The sequence below is a fragment of the Variovorax sp. 01N425 genome, assembly GCF_056399465.1.
In genome coordinates this window covers 89,502-106,632 of the sequence record NZ_JBFTRJ010000007.1, presented here as the reverse complement: position 1 = coordinate 106,632, position 17,131 = coordinate 89,502, and the positions used below count along the sequence as shown (strand labels likewise).

16 protein-coding genes are annotated in these 17,131 nt (G+C 67.7%); 5 read left to right on the top strand and 11 right to left on the bottom strand.

Going from position 1 to position 17,131, the window contains the following annotated elements; genetic code table 11:
- Nucleotides 1-8 precede the first annotated feature (8 nt).
- The 3 genes from uraD to AC1DSC_RS14190 are packed head-to-tail and all read right to left on the bottom strand — an operon-like array spanning nucleotide 9 to nucleotide 3,431.
- Complete coding sequence (uraD, locus tag AC1DSC_RS14200; RefSeq protein ID WP_369663315.1) at nucleotides 9-1,787, bottom strand: 2-oxo-4-hydroxy-4-carboxy-5-ureidoimidazoline decarboxylase; 1,779 nt, start codon at nucleotides 1,785-1,787, stop codon at nucleotides 9-11.
- Complete coding sequence (gene puuE, locus AC1DSC_RS14195) at nucleotides 1,784-2,755, bottom strand: allantoinase PuuE (RefSeq protein ID WP_369663314.1); 972 nt, start codon at nucleotides 2,753-2,755, stop codon at nucleotides 1,784-1,786. The genes uraD and puuE overlap by 4 nt, the downstream gene beginning before the upstream one ends.
- Nucleotides 2,756-2,765: 10 nt before the next feature.
- Nucleotides 2,766-3,431: a GntR family transcriptional regulator gene (locus AC1DSC_RS14190; protein WP_230537845.1), complete on the bottom strand. Its 666-nt coding sequence runs from the start codon at nucleotides 3,429-3,431 to the stop codon at nucleotides 2,766-2,768.
- Nucleotides 3,432-3,521: 90 nt separating this feature from the next.
- On the opposite strand from AC1DSC_RS14190, the gene uraH reads away from it, so the two are divergent.
- Nucleotides 3,522-3,872: a hydroxyisourate hydrolase gene (gene uraH / locus AC1DSC_RS14185; RefSeq protein ID WP_369663313.1), complete on the top strand. Its 351-nt coding sequence runs from the start codon at nucleotides 3,522-3,524 to the stop codon at nucleotides 3,870-3,872.
- A gap of 4 nt (nucleotides 3,873-3,876) precedes the next feature.
- On the opposite strand, the gene AC1DSC_RS14180 is transcribed toward uraH, so the two are convergent.
- Nucleotides 3,877-4,389: a hypothetical protein gene (locus tag AC1DSC_RS14180; protein WP_278875260.1), complete on the bottom strand. Its 513-nt coding sequence runs from the start codon at nucleotides 4,387-4,389 to the stop codon at nucleotides 3,877-3,879.
- 53 nt (nucleotides 4,390-4,442) lie between these two features.
- Here AC1DSC_RS14180 and xdhC point away from each other — a divergent pair, with 53 nt between their 5' ends.
- The 4 genes from xdhC to AC1DSC_RS14160 all read left to right on the top strand — a co-directional run bounded on the left by xdhC (nucleotide 4,443) and on the right by AC1DSC_RS14160 (nucleotide 9,729).
- On the top strand, nucleotides 4,443-5,249 hold the full coding sequence (gene xdhC / locus AC1DSC_RS14175; protein WP_369663312.1) for a xanthine dehydrogenase accessory protein XdhC: 807 nt from the start codon (nucleotides 4,443-4,445) through the stop codon (nucleotides 5,247-5,249).
- Nucleotides 5,250-5,473: 224 nt separating this feature from the next.
- A complete protein-coding gene (locus AC1DSC_RS14170) occupies nucleotides 5,474-6,679 on the top strand; it encodes a urate hydroxylase PuuD (protein WP_478131823.1) in 1,206 nt (401 codons plus the stop codon).
- 78 nt (nucleotides 6,680-6,757) lie between these two features.
- Nucleotides 6,758-8,098: a glycerate kinase type-2 family protein gene (locus AC1DSC_RS14165; RefSeq protein WP_369663310.1), complete on the top strand. Its 1,341-nt coding sequence runs from the start codon at nucleotides 6,758-6,760 to the stop codon at nucleotides 8,096-8,098.
- Nucleotides 8,099-8,286: 188 nt separating this feature from the next.
- Complete coding sequence (locus tag AC1DSC_RS14160; RefSeq protein ID WP_369663309.1) at nucleotides 8,287-9,729, top strand: NAD-dependent succinate-semialdehyde dehydrogenase; 1,443 nt, start codon at nucleotides 8,287-8,289, stop codon at nucleotides 9,727-9,729.
- Nucleotides 9,730-10,090: 361 nt separating this feature from the next.
- Here AC1DSC_RS14160 and mgtA read toward each other — a convergent pair whose 3' ends face one another.
- From mgtA to AC1DSC_RS14125, 7 genes are all read right to left on the bottom strand, one after another.
- The gene (gene mgtA, locus AC1DSC_RS14155) at nucleotides 10,091-12,823 is read right to left on the bottom strand and encodes a magnesium-translocating P-type ATPase (protein WP_369663308.1); all 2,733 of its coding nucleotides are present in this window, start codon (nucleotides 12,821-12,823) and stop codon (nucleotides 10,091-10,093) included.
- 209 nt (nucleotides 12,824-13,032) lie between these two features.
- Nucleotides 13,033-13,239: a hypothetical protein gene (locus AC1DSC_RS14150; RefSeq protein WP_015866694.1), complete on the bottom strand. Its 207-nt coding sequence runs from the start codon at nucleotides 13,237-13,239 to the stop codon at nucleotides 13,033-13,035.
- A gap of 350 nt (nucleotides 13,240-13,589) precedes the next feature.
- Nucleotides 13,590-13,793, bottom strand: a complete 204-nt coding sequence (locus AC1DSC_RS14145; protein ID WP_018905350.1) for a hypothetical protein — start codon at nucleotides 13,791-13,793, stop codon at nucleotides 13,590-13,592.
- A 9-nt stretch (nucleotides 13,794-13,802) separates the two neighbouring features.
- Nucleotides 13,803-14,234 (bottom strand): acyl-CoA thioesterase, encoded by a 432-nt coding sequence (locus tag AC1DSC_RS14140; protein ID WP_015866692.1) that lies wholly within the window; start codon nucleotides 14,232-14,234, stop codon nucleotides 13,803-13,805.
- Nucleotides 14,234-15,535, bottom strand: a complete 1,302-nt coding sequence (locus tag AC1DSC_RS14135; RefSeq protein ID WP_369663307.1) for a TRAP transporter large permease — start codon at nucleotides 15,533-15,535, stop codon at nucleotides 14,234-14,236. The genes AC1DSC_RS14140 and AC1DSC_RS14135 overlap by 1 nt, the downstream gene beginning before the upstream one ends.
- Nucleotides 15,532-16,056: a TRAP transporter small permease gene (locus tag AC1DSC_RS14130; RefSeq protein WP_015866690.1), complete on the bottom strand. Its 525-nt coding sequence runs from the start codon at nucleotides 16,054-16,056 to the stop codon at nucleotides 15,532-15,534. Before AC1DSC_RS14130 ends, AC1DSC_RS14135 begins: the two co-directional genes overlap by 4 nt.
- 3 nt (nucleotides 16,057-16,059) lie before the next feature.
- Nucleotides 16,060-17,115, bottom strand: a complete 1,056-nt coding sequence (locus tag AC1DSC_RS14125; protein WP_015866689.1) for a TRAP transporter substrate-binding protein — start codon at nucleotides 17,113-17,115, stop codon at nucleotides 16,060-16,062.
- Nucleotides 17,116-17,131 lie beyond the last annotated feature (16 nt).

Below are 17,131 nucleotides of genomic sequence, written 5' to 3'. Positions count from 1 at the left end.
TTTTCTTTTCAGTGGGCTTGTTCGGCGGCGAGGCTGTCCAGCAGGTGCTGGAAGGCCTGCACAGCCAATTGAATGTCGTCGTTGGTGCTCGATTCGAGCGGGTTGTGGCTGATGCCCGAGTTGATGCCGCGCACGAAGAGCATGGCCTGCGGCATCACCTCGTGCAGCTTCATTGCGTCGTGGCCGGCGCCGCTGGGCATGCGAAAGAGCGGCACGCCGAGCGATTCGACGGCCTTTTCCCAGCGTTGCTGCCATGCGGGCGCGCTGGGTGCGGCGGCCGCGCGCATGGCTTCCTCGATGACGAAGCGCACGCCGCGGCGGTCGGCAATCTCCTGCAGCGCGGCCAGCACGTCGCGCACCACGGCGTCGCGCTGCGGATCGTTGGGCGCACGGATGTCGAGGCTGAACTTGCAGCGTCCGGGCACCACGTTGATCGAGCCGCTCGGCACTTCGAGCATGCCCACGGTGGCGACGGAGTCGCCGTCCTTTGCCGCGCGCTGCTCGGCGAAGAGGATCAGTTCGGCCACTGCGGCGGCGGCATCGCGGCGCCGGCCCATCGGCGTGGTGCCGGCATGGCTGGCCATGCCGATCATCTCGCCCACGTAGCGCACGCCGCCGTTGATGGAGGTGACGATGCCCAGGGGGATGTCGAGCTCGGTCAGCACCGGGCCCTGCTCGATGTGCACCTCGACGAAGCCGAGGTAGCGCGCCGGGTCGCGCTGGATCTTGGGAATCTCGGCTTCGTCGAGGCCGGCATGCCGCATGGCCTCGCGCATCGTGATGCCGTCGGCATCCTTCTGGTCGAGCCAGCGCTGGTCGAAGTGGCCGATGAGCGCGCCCGAGCCCAGGAAGGTGGCCTTGTAGCGCTGGCCTTCCTCTTCGGCAAAGCCCACCACCTCGAACGCGAACGGCAGGCGCCGGCCCTGGCGCTTGAGTTCGCGCACACAGGCTACGGCCACGAAGATGCCCAGGCGGCCGTCGTACTTGCCGCCGTTGCGAACGGTGTCGTAGTGCGAGCCGGTGAGCAAAGCCTTCGCATTGGGCGTGCTGCCTTCGTAGCGGCCGACCACGTTGCCGACCGCATCGATGTGCACCGAGTCGAAGCCGCAGTCGCGCATCAGGCCGGAAATTTGTGCGGCGCAGGCGCGGTGCGCATCGGTCAGGTAGGTGACGGTGAGCTGGCCTTTCTCGGCGTAGCCCGGGTCGGTGTGCGCCGAGAGCGCTTCGTGCCAGTCCCACACGTCGTTGCCGAGCGAGACGTCGGCGCCGAACTTGTCATTGAGCCGGATCTCGGCGATGCGGTGGATGTTGCGCAGCGCCTCGCCCAGCTCGAAGTCCGGGTGATGGTGCAGCCGGCGCTCGAAGGTGTCGATGATCTCGCGCTTGGAAAGCCCGGTGCCGCGCGGCCCGCGCACCGCCAGGATGAACGGGAAGCCGAACTTCGCGTTGTAGTCGGCATTGAGCTGCTGGATCTTCGCGAACTCTTCGGGCGTGCAGTCGGTGAGGCCGGCCTTGCCTTGCTCATGGGTCGACTCGGCCGTGAGCGTCTTGCTGACCATGGCCTTGCCCGCGAGCTCGGGGTGGGCGCGGATCAGGCCCAGCTTTTCGTCGGTCGAGGCCGCGGCCACCGCCTGCACGAGCGCATGCTTCAGGTGCGCGAGCGAGCGGAACGGGCGCGCCGCGAGCGCGCGCTCGGCGATCCACGGCGAATGTTCGTAGGTGCCGTCGAGCAGCGCCACGGCATCGCCGGGCGTTGCTGCATTCAGTTGGTCGAGGGTCAGGCTCATGACGGGTCTCCGGTGGCGGCCGCTTCGAAGGGATGGGCCTGCTTCCAATGGCGCGCGATGTCCACGCGCCGGCAGATCCACACGCCTTCATGCTGGCCGATGTGATCGAGAAAGCGCTGCAGCGCGGTGATGCGGCCGGGCCGCCCGAGCAGGCGGCAGTGCATGCCGATGCTCATCATCTTGGGGCTGTTGTCGCCCTGCGGATCGCCTTCGGCATAGAGCGCGTCGAAGCTGTCCTTCATGTACTGGAAGAACGGATCGGCATGCGAGTAGCCCTGCGGCAGCGCAAAGCGCATGTCGTTGCAGTCGAGCGTGTAGGGCACGATGAGCTGCGGCACCACGCTGCCGTCGGTCTTCTGCACCTTCATCCAGAAGGGCAGGTCGTCGCCGTAGTAGTCGCTGTCGTATTCGAAGCCGCCGTAGTCGGCCACGAGGCGGCGCGTGCGCGGGCTGTCGCGGCCGGTGTACCAGCCCAGGGCGCGTTCGCCCGTGAGCTTTTCGATGGCTTCCATGCCCAGGCGCATGTGTTCGCGCTCGGTGGCCTCGTCGAGGTTCTGGTAGTGGATCCAGCGCCAGCCGTGGCAGGCGATCTCGTGGCCGAGTTCCTTGAAGGCCGCGGCCAGCTCGGGGTAGCGCGCGAGCGCCATGCCCACGCCGAACACGGTGAGCGGCAGGCCGCGCTTTTCGAACTCGCGCAGGATGCGCCAGACGCCGGCGCGCGAGCCGTATTCGTAGATGCCTTCCATGCTGATGTGCCGGTCCGGAAAGCTCGCCGGATTGAACATCTCGGAAAGGAACTGCTCGGAGCCCGCGTCGCCGTGCAGCGTGGCGTTCTCGCCGCCCTCTTCGTAGTTGAGGACGAACTGCACCGCGATGCGCGCGCCGCCGGGCCACTGGGCATGGGGCGGATTGCGGCCGTAGCCGACGAGGTCGCGCGGGTAGGGCAGGGTGGTGTCGTAGACGGTCATGGGCGTTCGTTCAGGACAGGGCGAGCGAGATGTCGTTGGTGGGCACCTTGCGGTCGAAGGTGAGGTTGGCTTCGACGTGTTCCAGGTGTTCGGTCATGAGGCGCACGGCGCGCTCCTCGTCGCGCGCGGCCAGCGCCTTCACGATGTCGGCGTGCTCGTCGTTCGAGTGCTCGGCCGCGCTGGTGCTCTGGTACATGAGCGTGATGAGGGCGCAGCGCGAGATCAGCTCGCCGAGGATCTGCGCCAGCACCTGGTTGCCCATGAGCTCGGCCATGCGCACGTGGAAGTCGCCGAGCAGTTCGGTGCGGCCCGAGATGTCCTCGCCCGACACCGCGGATTTTTCGAGCGCCACGTGCTCCTTCAGCGCCTTGATCTTGGCCGGCGTGACGGTGCGCACGAACTCGCGCGTCATCTCGGCCTCGAGCATGCGGCGCACCGCGAACACCTGCCTGGCCTCGTCGACGGCCGGGGCCGCCACGAAGGCGCCGCGCGCGGGCTCCAGGCGGATGAGCTTGTTCTGCGACAGCTGGAACAGCGCCTGGCGCACCAGCGTGCGCGACACGCCGAAGTGGTCGGCCAGCTTCTGCTCGGCCAGCTTGGTGCCGGGCTGCAGCCGGTGGTCGACGATCGCCTTGGTGAGCGCGTCGACGATCGAACGGGTGGTGGAGGACTCCATGTTTTTCATGATAGACCCAAAGCCGGTAACTGTATACACTTTTGTCCACCGGAATTTCCCGCAGCTGATCGACCTTCGAAGGAGCGCCCCATGGGCTTGAGCACTCACGTACTGGACACGATGCACGGCGGCCCCGCGGCCGGCATGGAGGTGGCGCTGTACACCACCCAAGGCGACGACGCCACGCTGGTGAAGCGCTTCACGCTGAATTCGGACGGCCGCAGCGATGCGCCGCTCTACGACAACCACTCGCTCAAGGCCGGCACCTACCGGCTGGTGTTCGACGTGGCGGGCTACTTCAAGGTGCGCGGCGTGAAGCTGCCCGAGCCGAACTTCCTCAACAAGGTGTCGCTGGACTTCGGTGTGGCGCACACCGACCAGCACTACCACGTGCCGCTGCTCGTGAGCCCGTGGAGCTACTCGACCTACCGCGGGTCCTGAGGTGTCAATCCCCCTGGGACTGGCCTTCGGTCAGCGTGTCGAGCTGGAAGCGCCCGCTCTTGTCCCACAGCCAGGTGTCGGTCCAGGTGACCGGGCCGAGGCGCGTGGCGGCGGGGAAGGGCGCGGCCTGCAGCACGGCGCGTTCGATCTCGGCGATGACCTCGGGCGCATGCTTGGGCGCGCGCATCCAGTGCATCGACACCACGCGGCCGCCGGCATCGAGGTTCACCTGCAGCGTGCCCACGGCATAGAGCAGCGGCGGCAGCTGGCCGCCGTAGATGCGCGAGCGGTTGATCTCGTAGATGTGGCGCGCGGCATCGCGGCGATAGTCGCGCGCGGTGGCCGCATTCGATGCGCGCGGCGCGGGGCCGCTGGCGCTGCGGTCGGCCGTGGCCCCGCTCAGCTGGCCCGGCACAGAACCGGCGCCGGGGCCGGTGGTGCCGCATCCGGCGATCCAGAGGGCGCAGAGGGAAGAGGCAAGAAGGGCGAGGCGGCGCGGCGTAAGCTGACGGTTCATCGCCGGGTTTATACAGTGAGTCGCGCGCATCCCCGCAACCGAAGGTATCGAGAATGAACGGCTTGGTCGATCAGCTGCTGGCGCGCCTCGCCCGCGAAGACGCGGTGCTGGTGCGCGTCGAATCCACGCAGGGCTCGGCGCCGCGCGAGGCGGGCACCTGGATGGCGGTGTGGGCCGAAGGGCTCACGGGCACCATCGGCGGCGGCCAGCTCGAATTCCAGGCCACGCGGGAAGCGCGCGAACTGCTCGCGGGGCGGCGCGCCATCGACGGCATCGAGCGCTACCCGCTCGGCCCGAGCCTGGGCCAGTGCTGCGGCGGCGTGATGTTTCTCTCTTACCGGCGCATCACGGCGGCCGATGCGCCGGTGCTGCAGCGCGAACTGGTCGGGCAGCTTCAGCCGGTGGCGCTGTTCGGCGGCGGCCACGTGGGCGCTGCGCTTGCGCGGCTGCTGGCGGGGCTGCCGTTTACGGTGCGCTGGATCGACAGCCGCGACGGCGTGTTTCCCGATGCGCTGCCGGCGCAGATCGAGACCGAGCATTCCGAGCCCGTGCAGGACGCCGTGGCCGCGCTCGCGCCGGGCAGCCGCGTGCTGATCATGAGCTTCAGCCACGCCGAAGACCTGGACATCGTCATCGCCTGCCTCAAGCGCCTGCGCACGCATGGCGACTTGCCCTACATCGGCCTGATCGGCAGCAAGACCAAGTGGGCCACCTTCAGCCACCGGCTCGAGGCGCGCGGCTTCAGGCCCGAGGAACTGGCGCGCATCACCTGCCCGATCGGCGTGCCCGGCATCACCGGCAAGGAGCCCGAGGTGATCGCGGTGGCAGTGGCGGCACAGTTGTTGCAATCACTGGGCTGAACAGGGTTTTCCCGGCGGCGACGCCTTCAAAAAAAGCATCCCGCCACTTGCCAAAACTGTATACACTTTCGGTCCACAACAAGCCGCAGCGGAGCGAGGCCCATTTCATGGAGCCTGCGTTCGCGGCACTTTCTCTGCTTACAGCGCCCGCAGTGGTGAGCAGGCTGAAGAAACCCCTTCGCGGCGCCCCCACGCGCCGACGGGGTTGAGAGAGAGCACCACACATGGAAAGCTATTACCTCGACTGGGCCAACCTGCTGCTGCGCTGGGTCCACGTCATCACCGCCATCGCCTGGATCGGCGCCTCCTTCTACTTCGTGATGCTGGACAACAGCCTCGAGAAGCCGCAAGACCCCGAGTCGCTCGACAAGGGCGTGGGCGGCGAGCAATGGGCCGTGCATGGCGGCGGCTTCTACAACATGCAGAAGTACGCGCTGGCGCCCAAGCGGCTGCCGGACCACCTGCACTGGTCGTACTGGGAGAGCTACTCCACATGGCTCACGGGCTTCGCGCTCTTCACCATGTCGTACCTCTGGAACGCCAGCACCTACCTGATCGACAAGTCGAAGATGGACTGGCAGCCGGGCGCCGCCATTGGCGTGGCGCTGGCTTTCTTCGTGGTGTTCTGGATGGTCTACGACGGCATCTGCCAGATCTTCGGCCGCCGCAAGAACGGCGACACCATCGTGGGCGTGCTGATCGCGCTCTTCATCGTGTTTGCGACCTGGCTGGCCTGCCGGTGGTTCGCGGGCCGTGCGGCCTTCTTGCTGGTGGGCGCGATGATGGCCACCACGATGAGCGGCAACGTGTTCTTCTGGATCATTCCGGGCCAGCGCAAGAACGTGCAGGCCCTGCGCGAAGGCCGGCCGGTCGATCCAGTGCACGGCCAGCGCGGCAAGCAGCGCAGCGTGCACAACACCTACTTCACGCTGCCGGTGCTGTTCGCGATGCTGAGCAACCACTACAGCTTCACCTACACGAACAAGTACAACTGGATCGTGCTGCTGCTGATCATGCTGGGCGGCGCGGCCATTCGCCAGTTCTTCGTGGTGCGGCACCGCTTCAAGCTCGGCAACGCGGGCAACCCGCTGCCCTATGCGCTGATCGGCATCGTGGTGCTGGGGCTCACCATCGTCTGGATGAAGCCCGAGCCGGCGGCCGCGCCTGTGGCTGCGGCAGCAGCGCCCGCCGTGGCATTCAAGGACGTGCAGAAGGTGCTCGAGCAGCGCTGCTTCATGTGCCATGGCGAGGCCGTGCAGATGAAGAACGTGCGCGTCGATTCGCCCGAGCAGGTGGCGGCGCATGCGCAGGCCATCTACCAGCAGGTGGTGGTCACGAAGATCATGCCGATGAACAACGCCACCGGCATCACCGACGAAGAACGCGCGCTGATCGGCCGCTGGTTCCAGGCCGGCGCCAAGACCAACTAGCTGGATTGGACAGTGACCGCGGTCAAGAGAGCCGGCCGCCGTTCGCCGCACAATCGCCCGATGGAGACAAAGCAAGCCATGACCGCATCGAACCCTTCCTTCGGCCCCGCACCCGATCCGCGCGAAGCGCCGCGCGCCTTCCTCGAACATCTCTACCGCGTGGCGGTGGACCGCGCGCTGCCGCTGTCCACGCTGGGCGCGCATTTGCCCAAGCCGCCCAAGGGCCGCACGCTGGTGCTCGGCGCCGGCAAGGCGGGCGGTTCGATGGTGCAGGCGCTCGAGGCCCTGTGGCCGGCCGATGCGCCGCTGTCGGGCCTGGTCGTCACGCGCTACGACCACATCCCGCCGCGCCCCGAGGGCGTGCCGCAGCGCATCGAGCTCGTCGAGGCCGCGCATCCGGTGCCCGATGCGGCGGGGCAGCAGGCGGCGGCGCGCATCCTCGCGCTCGCGCAAGGCCTCACGGCCGACGACCTCGTGCTGTGCCTGATCTCGGGCGGCGGTTCCTCGCTGCTCGTCTTGCCGGCCGAAGGCCTCACGCTGGCCGACAAGCAGCGCATCAACAAGCAGCTGCTCGACAGCGGCGCCGGCATCGGCGAGATGAACTGCGTGCGCAAGCACCTCTCGCGCATCAAGGGCGGCCGTCTTGCGGCGGCGTGCGCGCCGGCGCGCGTGGTGACGCTCACCATCAGCGACGTGCCCGGCGACGATCCGGCCGTCATCGCGAGCGGCCCCACGGTGCCCGACGCCACCACCTGCGCCGACGCGCTGGCCATCCTCGACCGTTACGGCATCGAAGTGCCGGCACCGGTGCGCGCGCAGCTCGAAAGCGGCGAGCTCGAAACCCCGAAGCCGGACGACGCGGTCTTCAACGGCCATGAAGTCCACCTGATCGCCACGCCCCAGCAATCGCTCGAAGCCGCGGCCAAGGCGGCGCGCGCGGCCGGCATCGAGGCGCACATCCTCAGCGACGAGATCGAAGGCGAATCGCGCGAGGTCGGCAAGGTGCATGCCGCGCTGGCGCGCGCCGTGGCCCACCGCGGCCAGCCGTTCGCGCGGCCCTGCGTGATTCTTTCGGGCGGCGAGACCACGGTGACCATTCGCCCGCGCCAGCCTGGCCAGGCCAAGGGCCGGGGCGGGCGGGCCGGCGAGCTGTGCATGGGCCTGGCCGGCGCGCTCATGGGCCAGCCGCAGGTGTGGGCGCTGGCGGCCGACACCGACGGCATCGACGGCGTGGAAGATAACGCCGGCGCCTTCGTCACGCCCGACACGCTGGCGCGTGCCAGCGCGGCCGGCAGGAAGCTGTCGGACCACCTCGACCGCAACGACGCGTACGGCTACTTCGACGCGATCGGCGACCTGTTCGTGACCGGCCCCACCAACACCAACGTCAACGACTTCCGCGCGCTGCTGATCCTGTAGCGGCCGTCACGGCGGCAACGGCAAAAGGGGCCGGTTTCCCGGCGCCGGCGGGTTTGGCGAACTCGGGTTAATCTATGCACCCGGCGGCAATTTGCCGCCGTTGTCGCAAGCGCACCTTCCGGGTGCCGCGCCGCGCACCCAGATTTCCCCTTTTCACCATCATCCAGTCCTCGAAGGAAAAGTTCGCCATGACCGCCACCTACACCGACACCCGCCTGCTGATCGACAACGAATGGGTCGACGCCACCGGCGGCAAGACGCTGGACGTCGTGAACCCCGCCACCGGCAAGGCCATCGGCAAGGTGGCGCATGCCAGCATCGCCGACCTCGACCGCGCCCTGGCCGCCGCCCAGCGCGGCTTCGAAAAGTGGCGCAACACGCCCGCCAACGAGCGCGCCGCCGTCATGCGCCGCGCCGCCGGCCTGATCCGCGAACGCGCCCCTGAAATCGCCAGGCTGCTCACGCAGGAGCAGGGCAAGCCGCTGGCCGAAGCCAAGGGCGAAACGCTGGCTGCCGCCGACATCATCGAGTGGTTCGCCGATGAAGGCCGCCGCGTCTACGGCCGCATCGTGCCCTCGCGCAACCTGGCCGCGCAGCAGCTGGTGATCAAGGAGCCGCTGGGCCCGGTCGCCGCGTTCACGCCCTGGAACTTCCCCATCAACCAGATCGTGCGCAAGCTCGGCGCCGCGCTGGCCACCGGCTGCTCGTTCCTGGTGAAGGCACCCGAAGAAACCCCGGCCTCGCCGGCCGCGCTGCTGCAGGCTTTCGTCGATGCCGGCATTCCGCCCGGCACCGTGGGCCTGGTGTTCGGCAACCCGGCCGAAATCTCGAACTACCTGATCTCGCATCCGATCATCCGCAAGGTGACCTTCACGGGCTCCACTCCGGTCGGCAAGCAGCTGGCCGCGCTGGCCGGCTCGCACATGAAGCGCGTCACCATGGAGCTGGGCGGCCACGCGCCGGTCATCGTGGCCGAGGACGCCGATGTGGCGCTGGCCGTGAAGGCCGCGGGCGCCGCCAAGTTCCGCAATGCGGGCCAGGTCTGCATTTCGCCGACCCGCTTCCTGGTGCACAACAGCCTGCGCGAGGAATTCGCCCGCACGCTGGTCAAGTACACCGAAGGCCTGAAGCTCGGCGACGGCCTGGCCGAAGGCACGACCCTGGGCCCGCTCGCCAACGCGCGCCGCCTCACGGCCATGGCCCATGTGCTGGACGATGCGCGCAAGAAGGGCGCCACCGTGGCGGCCGGCGGCGAACGCGTCGGCGACACCGGCAACTTCTTCGCGCCCACCGTGCTGACCGACGTGCCGCTCGATGCCGACGTGTTCAACAACGAGCCCTTCGGCCCGATCGCGGCGATCCGCGGCTTCGACACGCTGGAAGAAGCCATCGCCGAAGCCAACCGCCTGCCGTTCGGCCTGGCCGGCTATGCCTTCACCCGGTCGATCAAGAACGCGCACCTGCTGAGCCAGAAGCTCGAGCTCGGCATGCTGTGGATCAACCAGCCCGCCGCGCCCTCGCCCGAAATGCCCTTCGGCGGCGTGAAGGATTCGGGCTACGGCTCGGAAGGCGGCCCGGAGGCGCTCGAGGCTTACCTGAACACCAAGGCTGTCTCGATCATGAGCGTCTGAGCGGCCCCGTTCGGTCCGCTCCGGTTCTTATAAAAAACGGCATCGCTTTGCGGCGGTGCTTTTTTTTTGTCCTTGTTTTTTCGGGGCGCGCTCCCGCCGACGGGGTACCTTGCTCCGCGAATGTCCTCCGGCCTGCGGCCTCCCCCTTGATTTCGCTGCGCAAGGCACCCCATCGACGGGAGCGTGATCAGAGCACTGGTTGATCAGCGGTGCACCACGAGCGTGCCCAGGTGCACAGGGCATCGGGTGCTCCCCGCAGCGAAATAAAGGAGGAGCCGAAGGCGGGGGACATTCGCGGAGGGGAGTACCCGGTGGCCTGTGCACGCGCCCTGAACAACAGCGCCAAGAACAAAGCAAAACATCACTGCCACCCAAACCGCCGCGCATACCACCCCTTGACCGCCTGCGTGAGCGTCGCATACCCCGCCAGCATCGCTGCGAGCCATGGAAAGTAGGCCAGCGGAAGCGCCTGCAGCCTGAAGTAGTGCGCGAGCCGCCCCATCGGCAGCCAGATGCCCGCCGCCGCAATCGCCGCGCCCATCGCCAGCAGCGGCCAGGCTGCGCGGCTTTGCAGGAACGGGATCTTGCGCGTGCGGATCAGGTGCACGACCAGCGTCTGCGACAACAGGCCTTCGATGAACCAGCCCGACTGGAAGAGCGCCTGGTGCGCCACCGTGTTGGCCGAGAACGCGAACCACATCACGGCGTAGGTCAGGATGTCGAACACCGAGCTCAGCGGCCCGAAGAACAGCATGAAGCGGCCCAGGTCGGCCGGGTTCCAGCTCTGCGGCTTGCGCAGGAACTCGGCGTCGACGTTGTCGAACGGAATCGCGATCTGCGACACGTCGTACAGCAGGTTCTGCACCAGCAGATGCAGCGGCAGCATCGGCAGGAAGGGGAGGAACGCGCTCGCCACCAGCACCGAGAACACGTTGCCGAAATTCGAGCTCGCCGTCAGCTTGATGTACTTCAGCATGTTGGCAAAGGTGCGGCGGCCTTCCACCACGCCCTGCTCCAGCACCATCAGGCTCTTCTCGAGCAGGATGATGTCGGCCGATTCCTTGGCCACGTCCACCGCGCCGTCCACCGAGATGCCGATGTCGGCCGCACGCAGCGCGGGCGCATCGTTGATGCCGTCGCCCATGAAGCCCACTACGTGCCCGTTCGCATGCAGCGCACGCACGATGCGCTCCTTGTGCGCGGGCGTGAGCTTGGCGAACACCTGGTGCCGCTCGACCAGCGCGCACAGGCCGGCGTCGTCCAACTCTTCGATCTCGCGGCCCGGCACGACCCGGCCAACCTCGATGCCCACGTCGCCGCAGACCTTGCGCGCCACCAGCTCGTTGTCGCCCGTCAGCACCTTCACGGCCACGCCGTGCTCGGCCAGCGCGCGCAGCGCGGGTGCGGTCGACTCCTTCGGCGGATCGAGAAAGGCGACATAACCCAGCAGCGTGAGCGCCGTTTCGTCGGCCACGCCGTAGGCCACCTGGGCCTGCCGTTGCGTCCCGGCGGCCAGCACGCGGCTGGCCACGGCCACCACGCGCAGGCCCTGGGTGTTGAGCTCCGACGCGATGGCGTGGATGCGTGCGAGCAGGCCGGCGTCGAGCGGCAGCACGTCGTCGCCGCGCTCGACCGAGCTGCAGACCGAGAGGATCTCTTCCAGTGCGCCCTTGCAGACCAGCAGGTGCTCGCTGCCGCCGTTCTCGACCACCACCGACATGCGCCGGCGCGCGAAGTCGAAGGGCACCTCGTCGATCTTGCGCCAGGCCGTCTGCAGCCGCGTTTCCAGCCGCACCTCGGCATGGTTCAGCACCGCCTTGTCGAGCAGGTTCTTCAGGCCGGTCTGATGGAAGCTGTTCAGGTAGGCCATCTGCAGCACGTGGTCCGAGGCCTCGCCCCAGGCGTTGGTGTGGCGCTCCAGCACGATGCGGTCCTGCGTCAGCGTGCCGGTCTTGTCGGTGCACAGCACGTCCATGGCGCCGAAGTTGTGGATCGCTTCGAGCCGCTTCACGATCACCTTCTGCCGCGACATCACGACCGCGCCCTTGGCCAGCGCAGCGGTCACGATCATCGGCAGCATCTCGGGCGTGAGGCCCACCGCGATCGACAGCGCGAACAGCGCCGCCTCCCACCAGTCGCCCTTGGCCAGGCCGTTGATCACCAGCACCAGCGGCGCCATCACCAGCATGAAGCGGATCAGCACCCAGCTCACGCGGTTGATGCCGGCCTGGAACGCGCTGGTGCCCTGGTCGGCGGCGGTCACGCGCTGCGCCAGCGCGCCGAAGAAGGTGCGGTTGCCCGTGTGCACGATGAGCGCGGAGGCGGTGCCGCTGACCACGCTGGTGCCCATGAAGAGCAGGTTGTCGCGCTCGAGCACGCCGGCTTCATGGCTGCCGCGGTCGATGCAGAACTTCTCCACGGGCATCGCTTCGCCGGTCAGCGCCGACTGGCTGATGAACAGGTCCTTGGCCGCGAGCAGCCGGCAGTCGGCCGGGATCATGTCGCCGGCCGAGAGCGCGATCACGTCGCCCGGCACCAGGTCGCGCATCGGCACTTCGATGCGCAGCGCGCTCGCAGCGCCGGGCGTGGGCCGCAGCACGGTGGCGGTGTTGCTCACCATCGCCTTGAGCCGCTCGGCGGCCTTGCCGGAGCGCGATTCCTGCAGGAAGCGCAGCACGGTCGACAGCACCACCATGCTGCCGATCACGAGCGCGGCCTTCATGTCCTCGGTCACGTAGGAGACCAGCGCCAGCACGGTCAGCAGCAGGTTGAACGGATTGCGGTAGCACTGCCACAGGTGCGTCCACCACGGCAGCGGCTGCTCGTGGCGCACCTCGTTGCCGCCGAACTGCCTGCGCAGCGCCAGGGCCTCGTCTTCGGCCATGCCTTGCGGCGAACTGTGGAGGCTTGCGAGCAGTGCGGCGGCATCGGCGCGCGATGCGGCGGACAGTGCCTGGGCGATGCCGGACGGCATGGCCGCCGAGGCGGTGCCCGCGGGCTTCGGGCCCAGCAGTGCCTGCCAGCGCTCGAAGTGATGCAGCATGCGGCGGCTGCGCAGGAAGCTCTCGAAAAAGGACTTCAGGACGTTCTTCATTTTTTATTCCTTCACGGCGCCGGCCGCGAAGGGAAGAACCTCCCGCGTCAATCAGGCGTGGGAATCCCCTTGCGGCGCGGCGCGCTGCATTTCGGTGTGGCCGGTCGGGCGGAAGAGGGGTGGCGCGCAGGGGCGCCCATGAGAAGCGGGGTCCATCGGGCCTCCTTGTTTCTTGCGTGTCGTGCGGCGGGAGGTGGCAGTGCGGCGCGTCAGCGCTGCCCGGCGCGCGGCGGCCGCTCGAGCAGCAGGAAGAAGCTGCGGATGCGCCGCGTGGTCCAGAGCGCGGCGGCGCGATCCAGCATTTCGTTGTCGATGTCCTGCGCCGTGACCGCGCGCGCAGGCGCAGACGCAGACGGGCGAGCGGTTTCCTGCACCGGCTGCTTTAGCTGTTGCTGACGAGACTGGAATTGGCGCATGGCAAGGCTCCTTCGCAATGAAGGGCCCCGTGCACGGACACACGCAAGCTGACTGAAAAAGTCAGTGACGAAGAACGGCGGGATTCGGAAGAGGGAGCCGCCCGCCTCGGATGGCGAACGGGTCAGGCTGCGTGCACGGCGGCCGCAGCGCAAAAGAGCCTGCGCTAGAGGGCCGGATGTGTCACGCCTGCCGAGGCACGCGTCTTGTCACTGATCCAACTGGCACTGTCCACGCACGGGGCTCCGAAATAAAGATGCGGGATTGTTGCACCGCACCACAACGAGCGTCAACCTTTTTGGCTATGTCCCGCGGCGGCGCCGGGTCGTTGCCGGGCCGCGGCCGAACTGGCTCAGTAGCACTGGAACAGCACGCCGGCCTCCGCGGGCGCCTTGCCGAGCCAGCGCGGCGTCTGGCCCTTGGCGCTGCAATGGTCGGCGGCCTGCGTGTACGTGGGTGCGCGCAGCACGCCTTCGCGCACGGGCACCACCTCGTTGGGGAGCGTCGAGCAGCCGGTGACGAGCAAAGCGAGCGGAAGAAGAGTGCGCCAGTTCATCGGGCCATTCTAAGACGCGGCCTCGTCGCAGAGCGCCCGGATGGACGGCGGAATCGGCACCGCGCGGATGCCGCCGCCTTCGCGCCTGGCCGCGAAGATGCGCACCTCCTCGCATTCGAGGATCAGCTCGTCGCCGCGCAGCACGCGGTAGGCCTGCACGAAGCTCTTGTCGCGCCACTCGGTGACGCGCACCGCGATCTGCAGCGTGTCGCCGTAGCTCGCGGCCTTGACGAAGCGCGTGTGCGTGTCGACCAGCGGCGTGCCGATCACGCCCAGCGTCTCGGCCGTTTCTTCCCAGCGCGGCACGCCGCATTCGGCAAAAAAGTGGCGCGACGCCGCATCGATCCAGCGGAAGAAGTTGGGGAACCAGACGATGCCGGCGGGATCGCAGTCGCCGAACTCGACGCGTGCGGTGTAGATGATTTCCTTGGCCATGCTCATCAGTTCATTCTCGTCGGCAGCCACAGGGCAATGATGGGGAACGCGATCAGGATCACCAGGCGCACGATGTCCGTCACGATGAACGGCAGCACGCCCTTGAAGATGGTGGTGAAGCTCACGTCCTTCACCACGCTCTTGATCACGAACACGTTCATCCCCACCGGCGGATGGATCAGCCCCAGTTCCACCGTCATCACGATGATCACGCCGAACCAGATCGGATCGAAGCCCAGGTGCACGATCACCGGAAAGATGATCGGCACCGTGAGGATGATCATGGCCATGGCGTCCATCAGGCAGCCCAGCACCAGGTACATCAGCATGATGAGCGCAAGCACGCCGTAGCGGCCGATGCCCAGGCCGGTGAGGAATTCGGTGAGCTTCTGCGGGCTCTGCGTGATGGTGAGGAAGTAGCCGAACAGCAGCGCGCCGATCAGCACCGTGAACACCGCCGCCGCCGTGCGCGTGGCCGACAGCAGCGCCTCGCGGATCTTCGGGCCGTCGAGCTTGCGCCGCAGCAGCCCGAGGATGAAGGCGCCGCTCGCGCCCACGCCGCCGGCCTCGGTGGGCGTGAAGAAGCCGCCGTAGAGCCCGCCGATCACGAACACGAACAGCACCAGCGGCGCCCACACGTTCTTCAGGTCATCGAGGCGTTCCGACCACGGCTTGACCTCGCCGCCGGGCAGCCAGCCGGGCCGCGCCTTCACGATGATCGCGATGGTCAGCACGTACATCGCCATGGCCAGGATGCCGGGCACGATGCCGGCCATGAAGAGCTTGCCGATGTCCTGCTGCGTGAGGATGGCGTAGACCGCGAGCACCGTCGAAGGCGGAAGAATGGCGCCCAGCGTGCCGCCCGCGGCGATCACGCCGGTGGAGAACGACTGCGGGTAGTTGAAGCGCCGCATCTCCGGATAGGCCACCGCCGAGAAGGTGGCGGCCGTGGCCACCGAGGAGCCGCAGATCGCCGCGAAGCCGCCGCAGGCCACCACGGTGGCCACGCCGAGCCCGCCGCGCATGTGGCCGATCATCGAGTTGGCGGCCTTGAAGAGTTCGCGGCTCACGCCCGACACCGACACCAGCGCGCCCATCAGCATGAACATCGGGATCACGCCGAAGGTGTAGTCGGTCACGGTGCGCATGGAGGTCTGGCCGACCAGCTTGAGCGCGGGCCCGGGGCCCACGAGATAGCTGTAGCCCGCCACGCCCACGAGGCCCATCGCCATGCCCACCGGCACCCGCAAGAGCATCAGCGCGAAGAGGACCACGAAGCCAAGAATCGCAACTGCATCGGGGCTCATTCATCGGCTTTCTGTTCAGCGTGGACTTCTTCCAGCTGCTCGGGATGGAAGATCAGCCGATAGGTGCGGATGGCGATCAGCAGCACCGCGCACACGTCGCCGGCCCAGGCCACGGCATAGAACGGCCAGGTGGGAATGTTCATGTCGTAGGTCAGCACGTTGTCCACGTAGGTGCCGCGCACCTTGTCGAACAGCATGGCCGTCTGCACCGCCACCACGAACAGCAGCACCAGCGTGGCGAACACGTCGATCACGCGCTTCATGCGCGGACCCGCGGCCGTCCACACGAGGTCGACCGTGATGTGGCCGCCGCGGTAGCTGGTGGCCGCAATGCCCCAGAAGATCAGGATGCCCAGCAGCATGCGGCCGAAGTCGTAGGCGTCGGGGATCGAGGTGTCGAAGAACTTGCGCAGCACCACGGCCACGAAGATGTTGAGCGCGACGATCCCCACGAAGATGGCGGCAAGCCATTCGATCGTGTTGATCGCGCGGTCCATGTAGCGGACGGACCGGGCAGCCATCGCTCAGAGCGCCGACTTGTACTTGGCGAGGCTGGCCTTGAGCGCATCCATCACGGCCTTTGGATCCTCGCCCGCCTTCTTCACGGTGTCGGCCCACTGCGCCTCGGAAGGTGCTGCGGCCTTGCGCCAGGCATCGAGCTGCTCCGGCGTGAGCTTGTAGACCTCGTGGCCCGGCTGCGCGGCGATCTTCGCGCGCCCGCCGAACTCGAAGTCGGCCCACGGCCCGGCCACCTTCTGGGCCCACTCGCTGGTGCAGTGCTCGTCGATCACCTTCTTCTGGCCGGCGGACATGGCGTCGTACTTGCCCTTGTTCATCACCCAGACGAAGGGCGTGACGTAGAGCGGCGCGTCCATGTGGTACTTGACCACCTTGTCGATGCCGAACAGGCCGATCGATCCCCAGGGGAAGGTGATGGCATCGGCCACGCCGCGCTCCAGCATGTCACGCGACTCGGGCGCCGAGGCCTGCACGTTGGTGCCGCCCAGCGAGGTGATCAGCTGGCCCACGGTGCTGGTGGCGGGCCGCACCTTCATGCCCTTGATGTCGGTGGGCAGCGTGATCTTCTTGCGCGAGTGGAAGGTGCCGGGGTCGTGCACGAACGCGAAGCAGTACTTCACGTCCTTCATTTCCTTGGCCGCGTAGTTGCGGTACCAGGCGTCGATGGCGGCCGAGCCCTCCTTGCCGTTGGCGAACAGGAAGGGCAGCGACGCACCCGCCATCACCGGAAAGCGGCCGGGCTGGTAGCCGGGGTTCACGTAGGCGAAGTCGGCGATGCCGTCGCGCGCCATGTCGTAGTGGTCGAAGGCCTTGCCGAGCTGCTCCGATGGAAACAGGATCGCGGTGATGCTGCCGTTCGACGCCTTCTTGATGTCGTCGGCCCAGGCCTGCAGCGCGGGGTTGAGCGGATGCTGCGCGGGCACCCAGCTCGAGAGCTTGATCTGCACGGCCTTGTCCTGCGCCTGCACGGCGGGCGTGCCGAGTGCAAGGGCGGCGCAGATGGCGATCAGGGCCGGCGCAGCGGGGCGCTTCGGATGATGGGGGTGGCGGTGGGTTTTCATGGTCTCCTTCGTTATG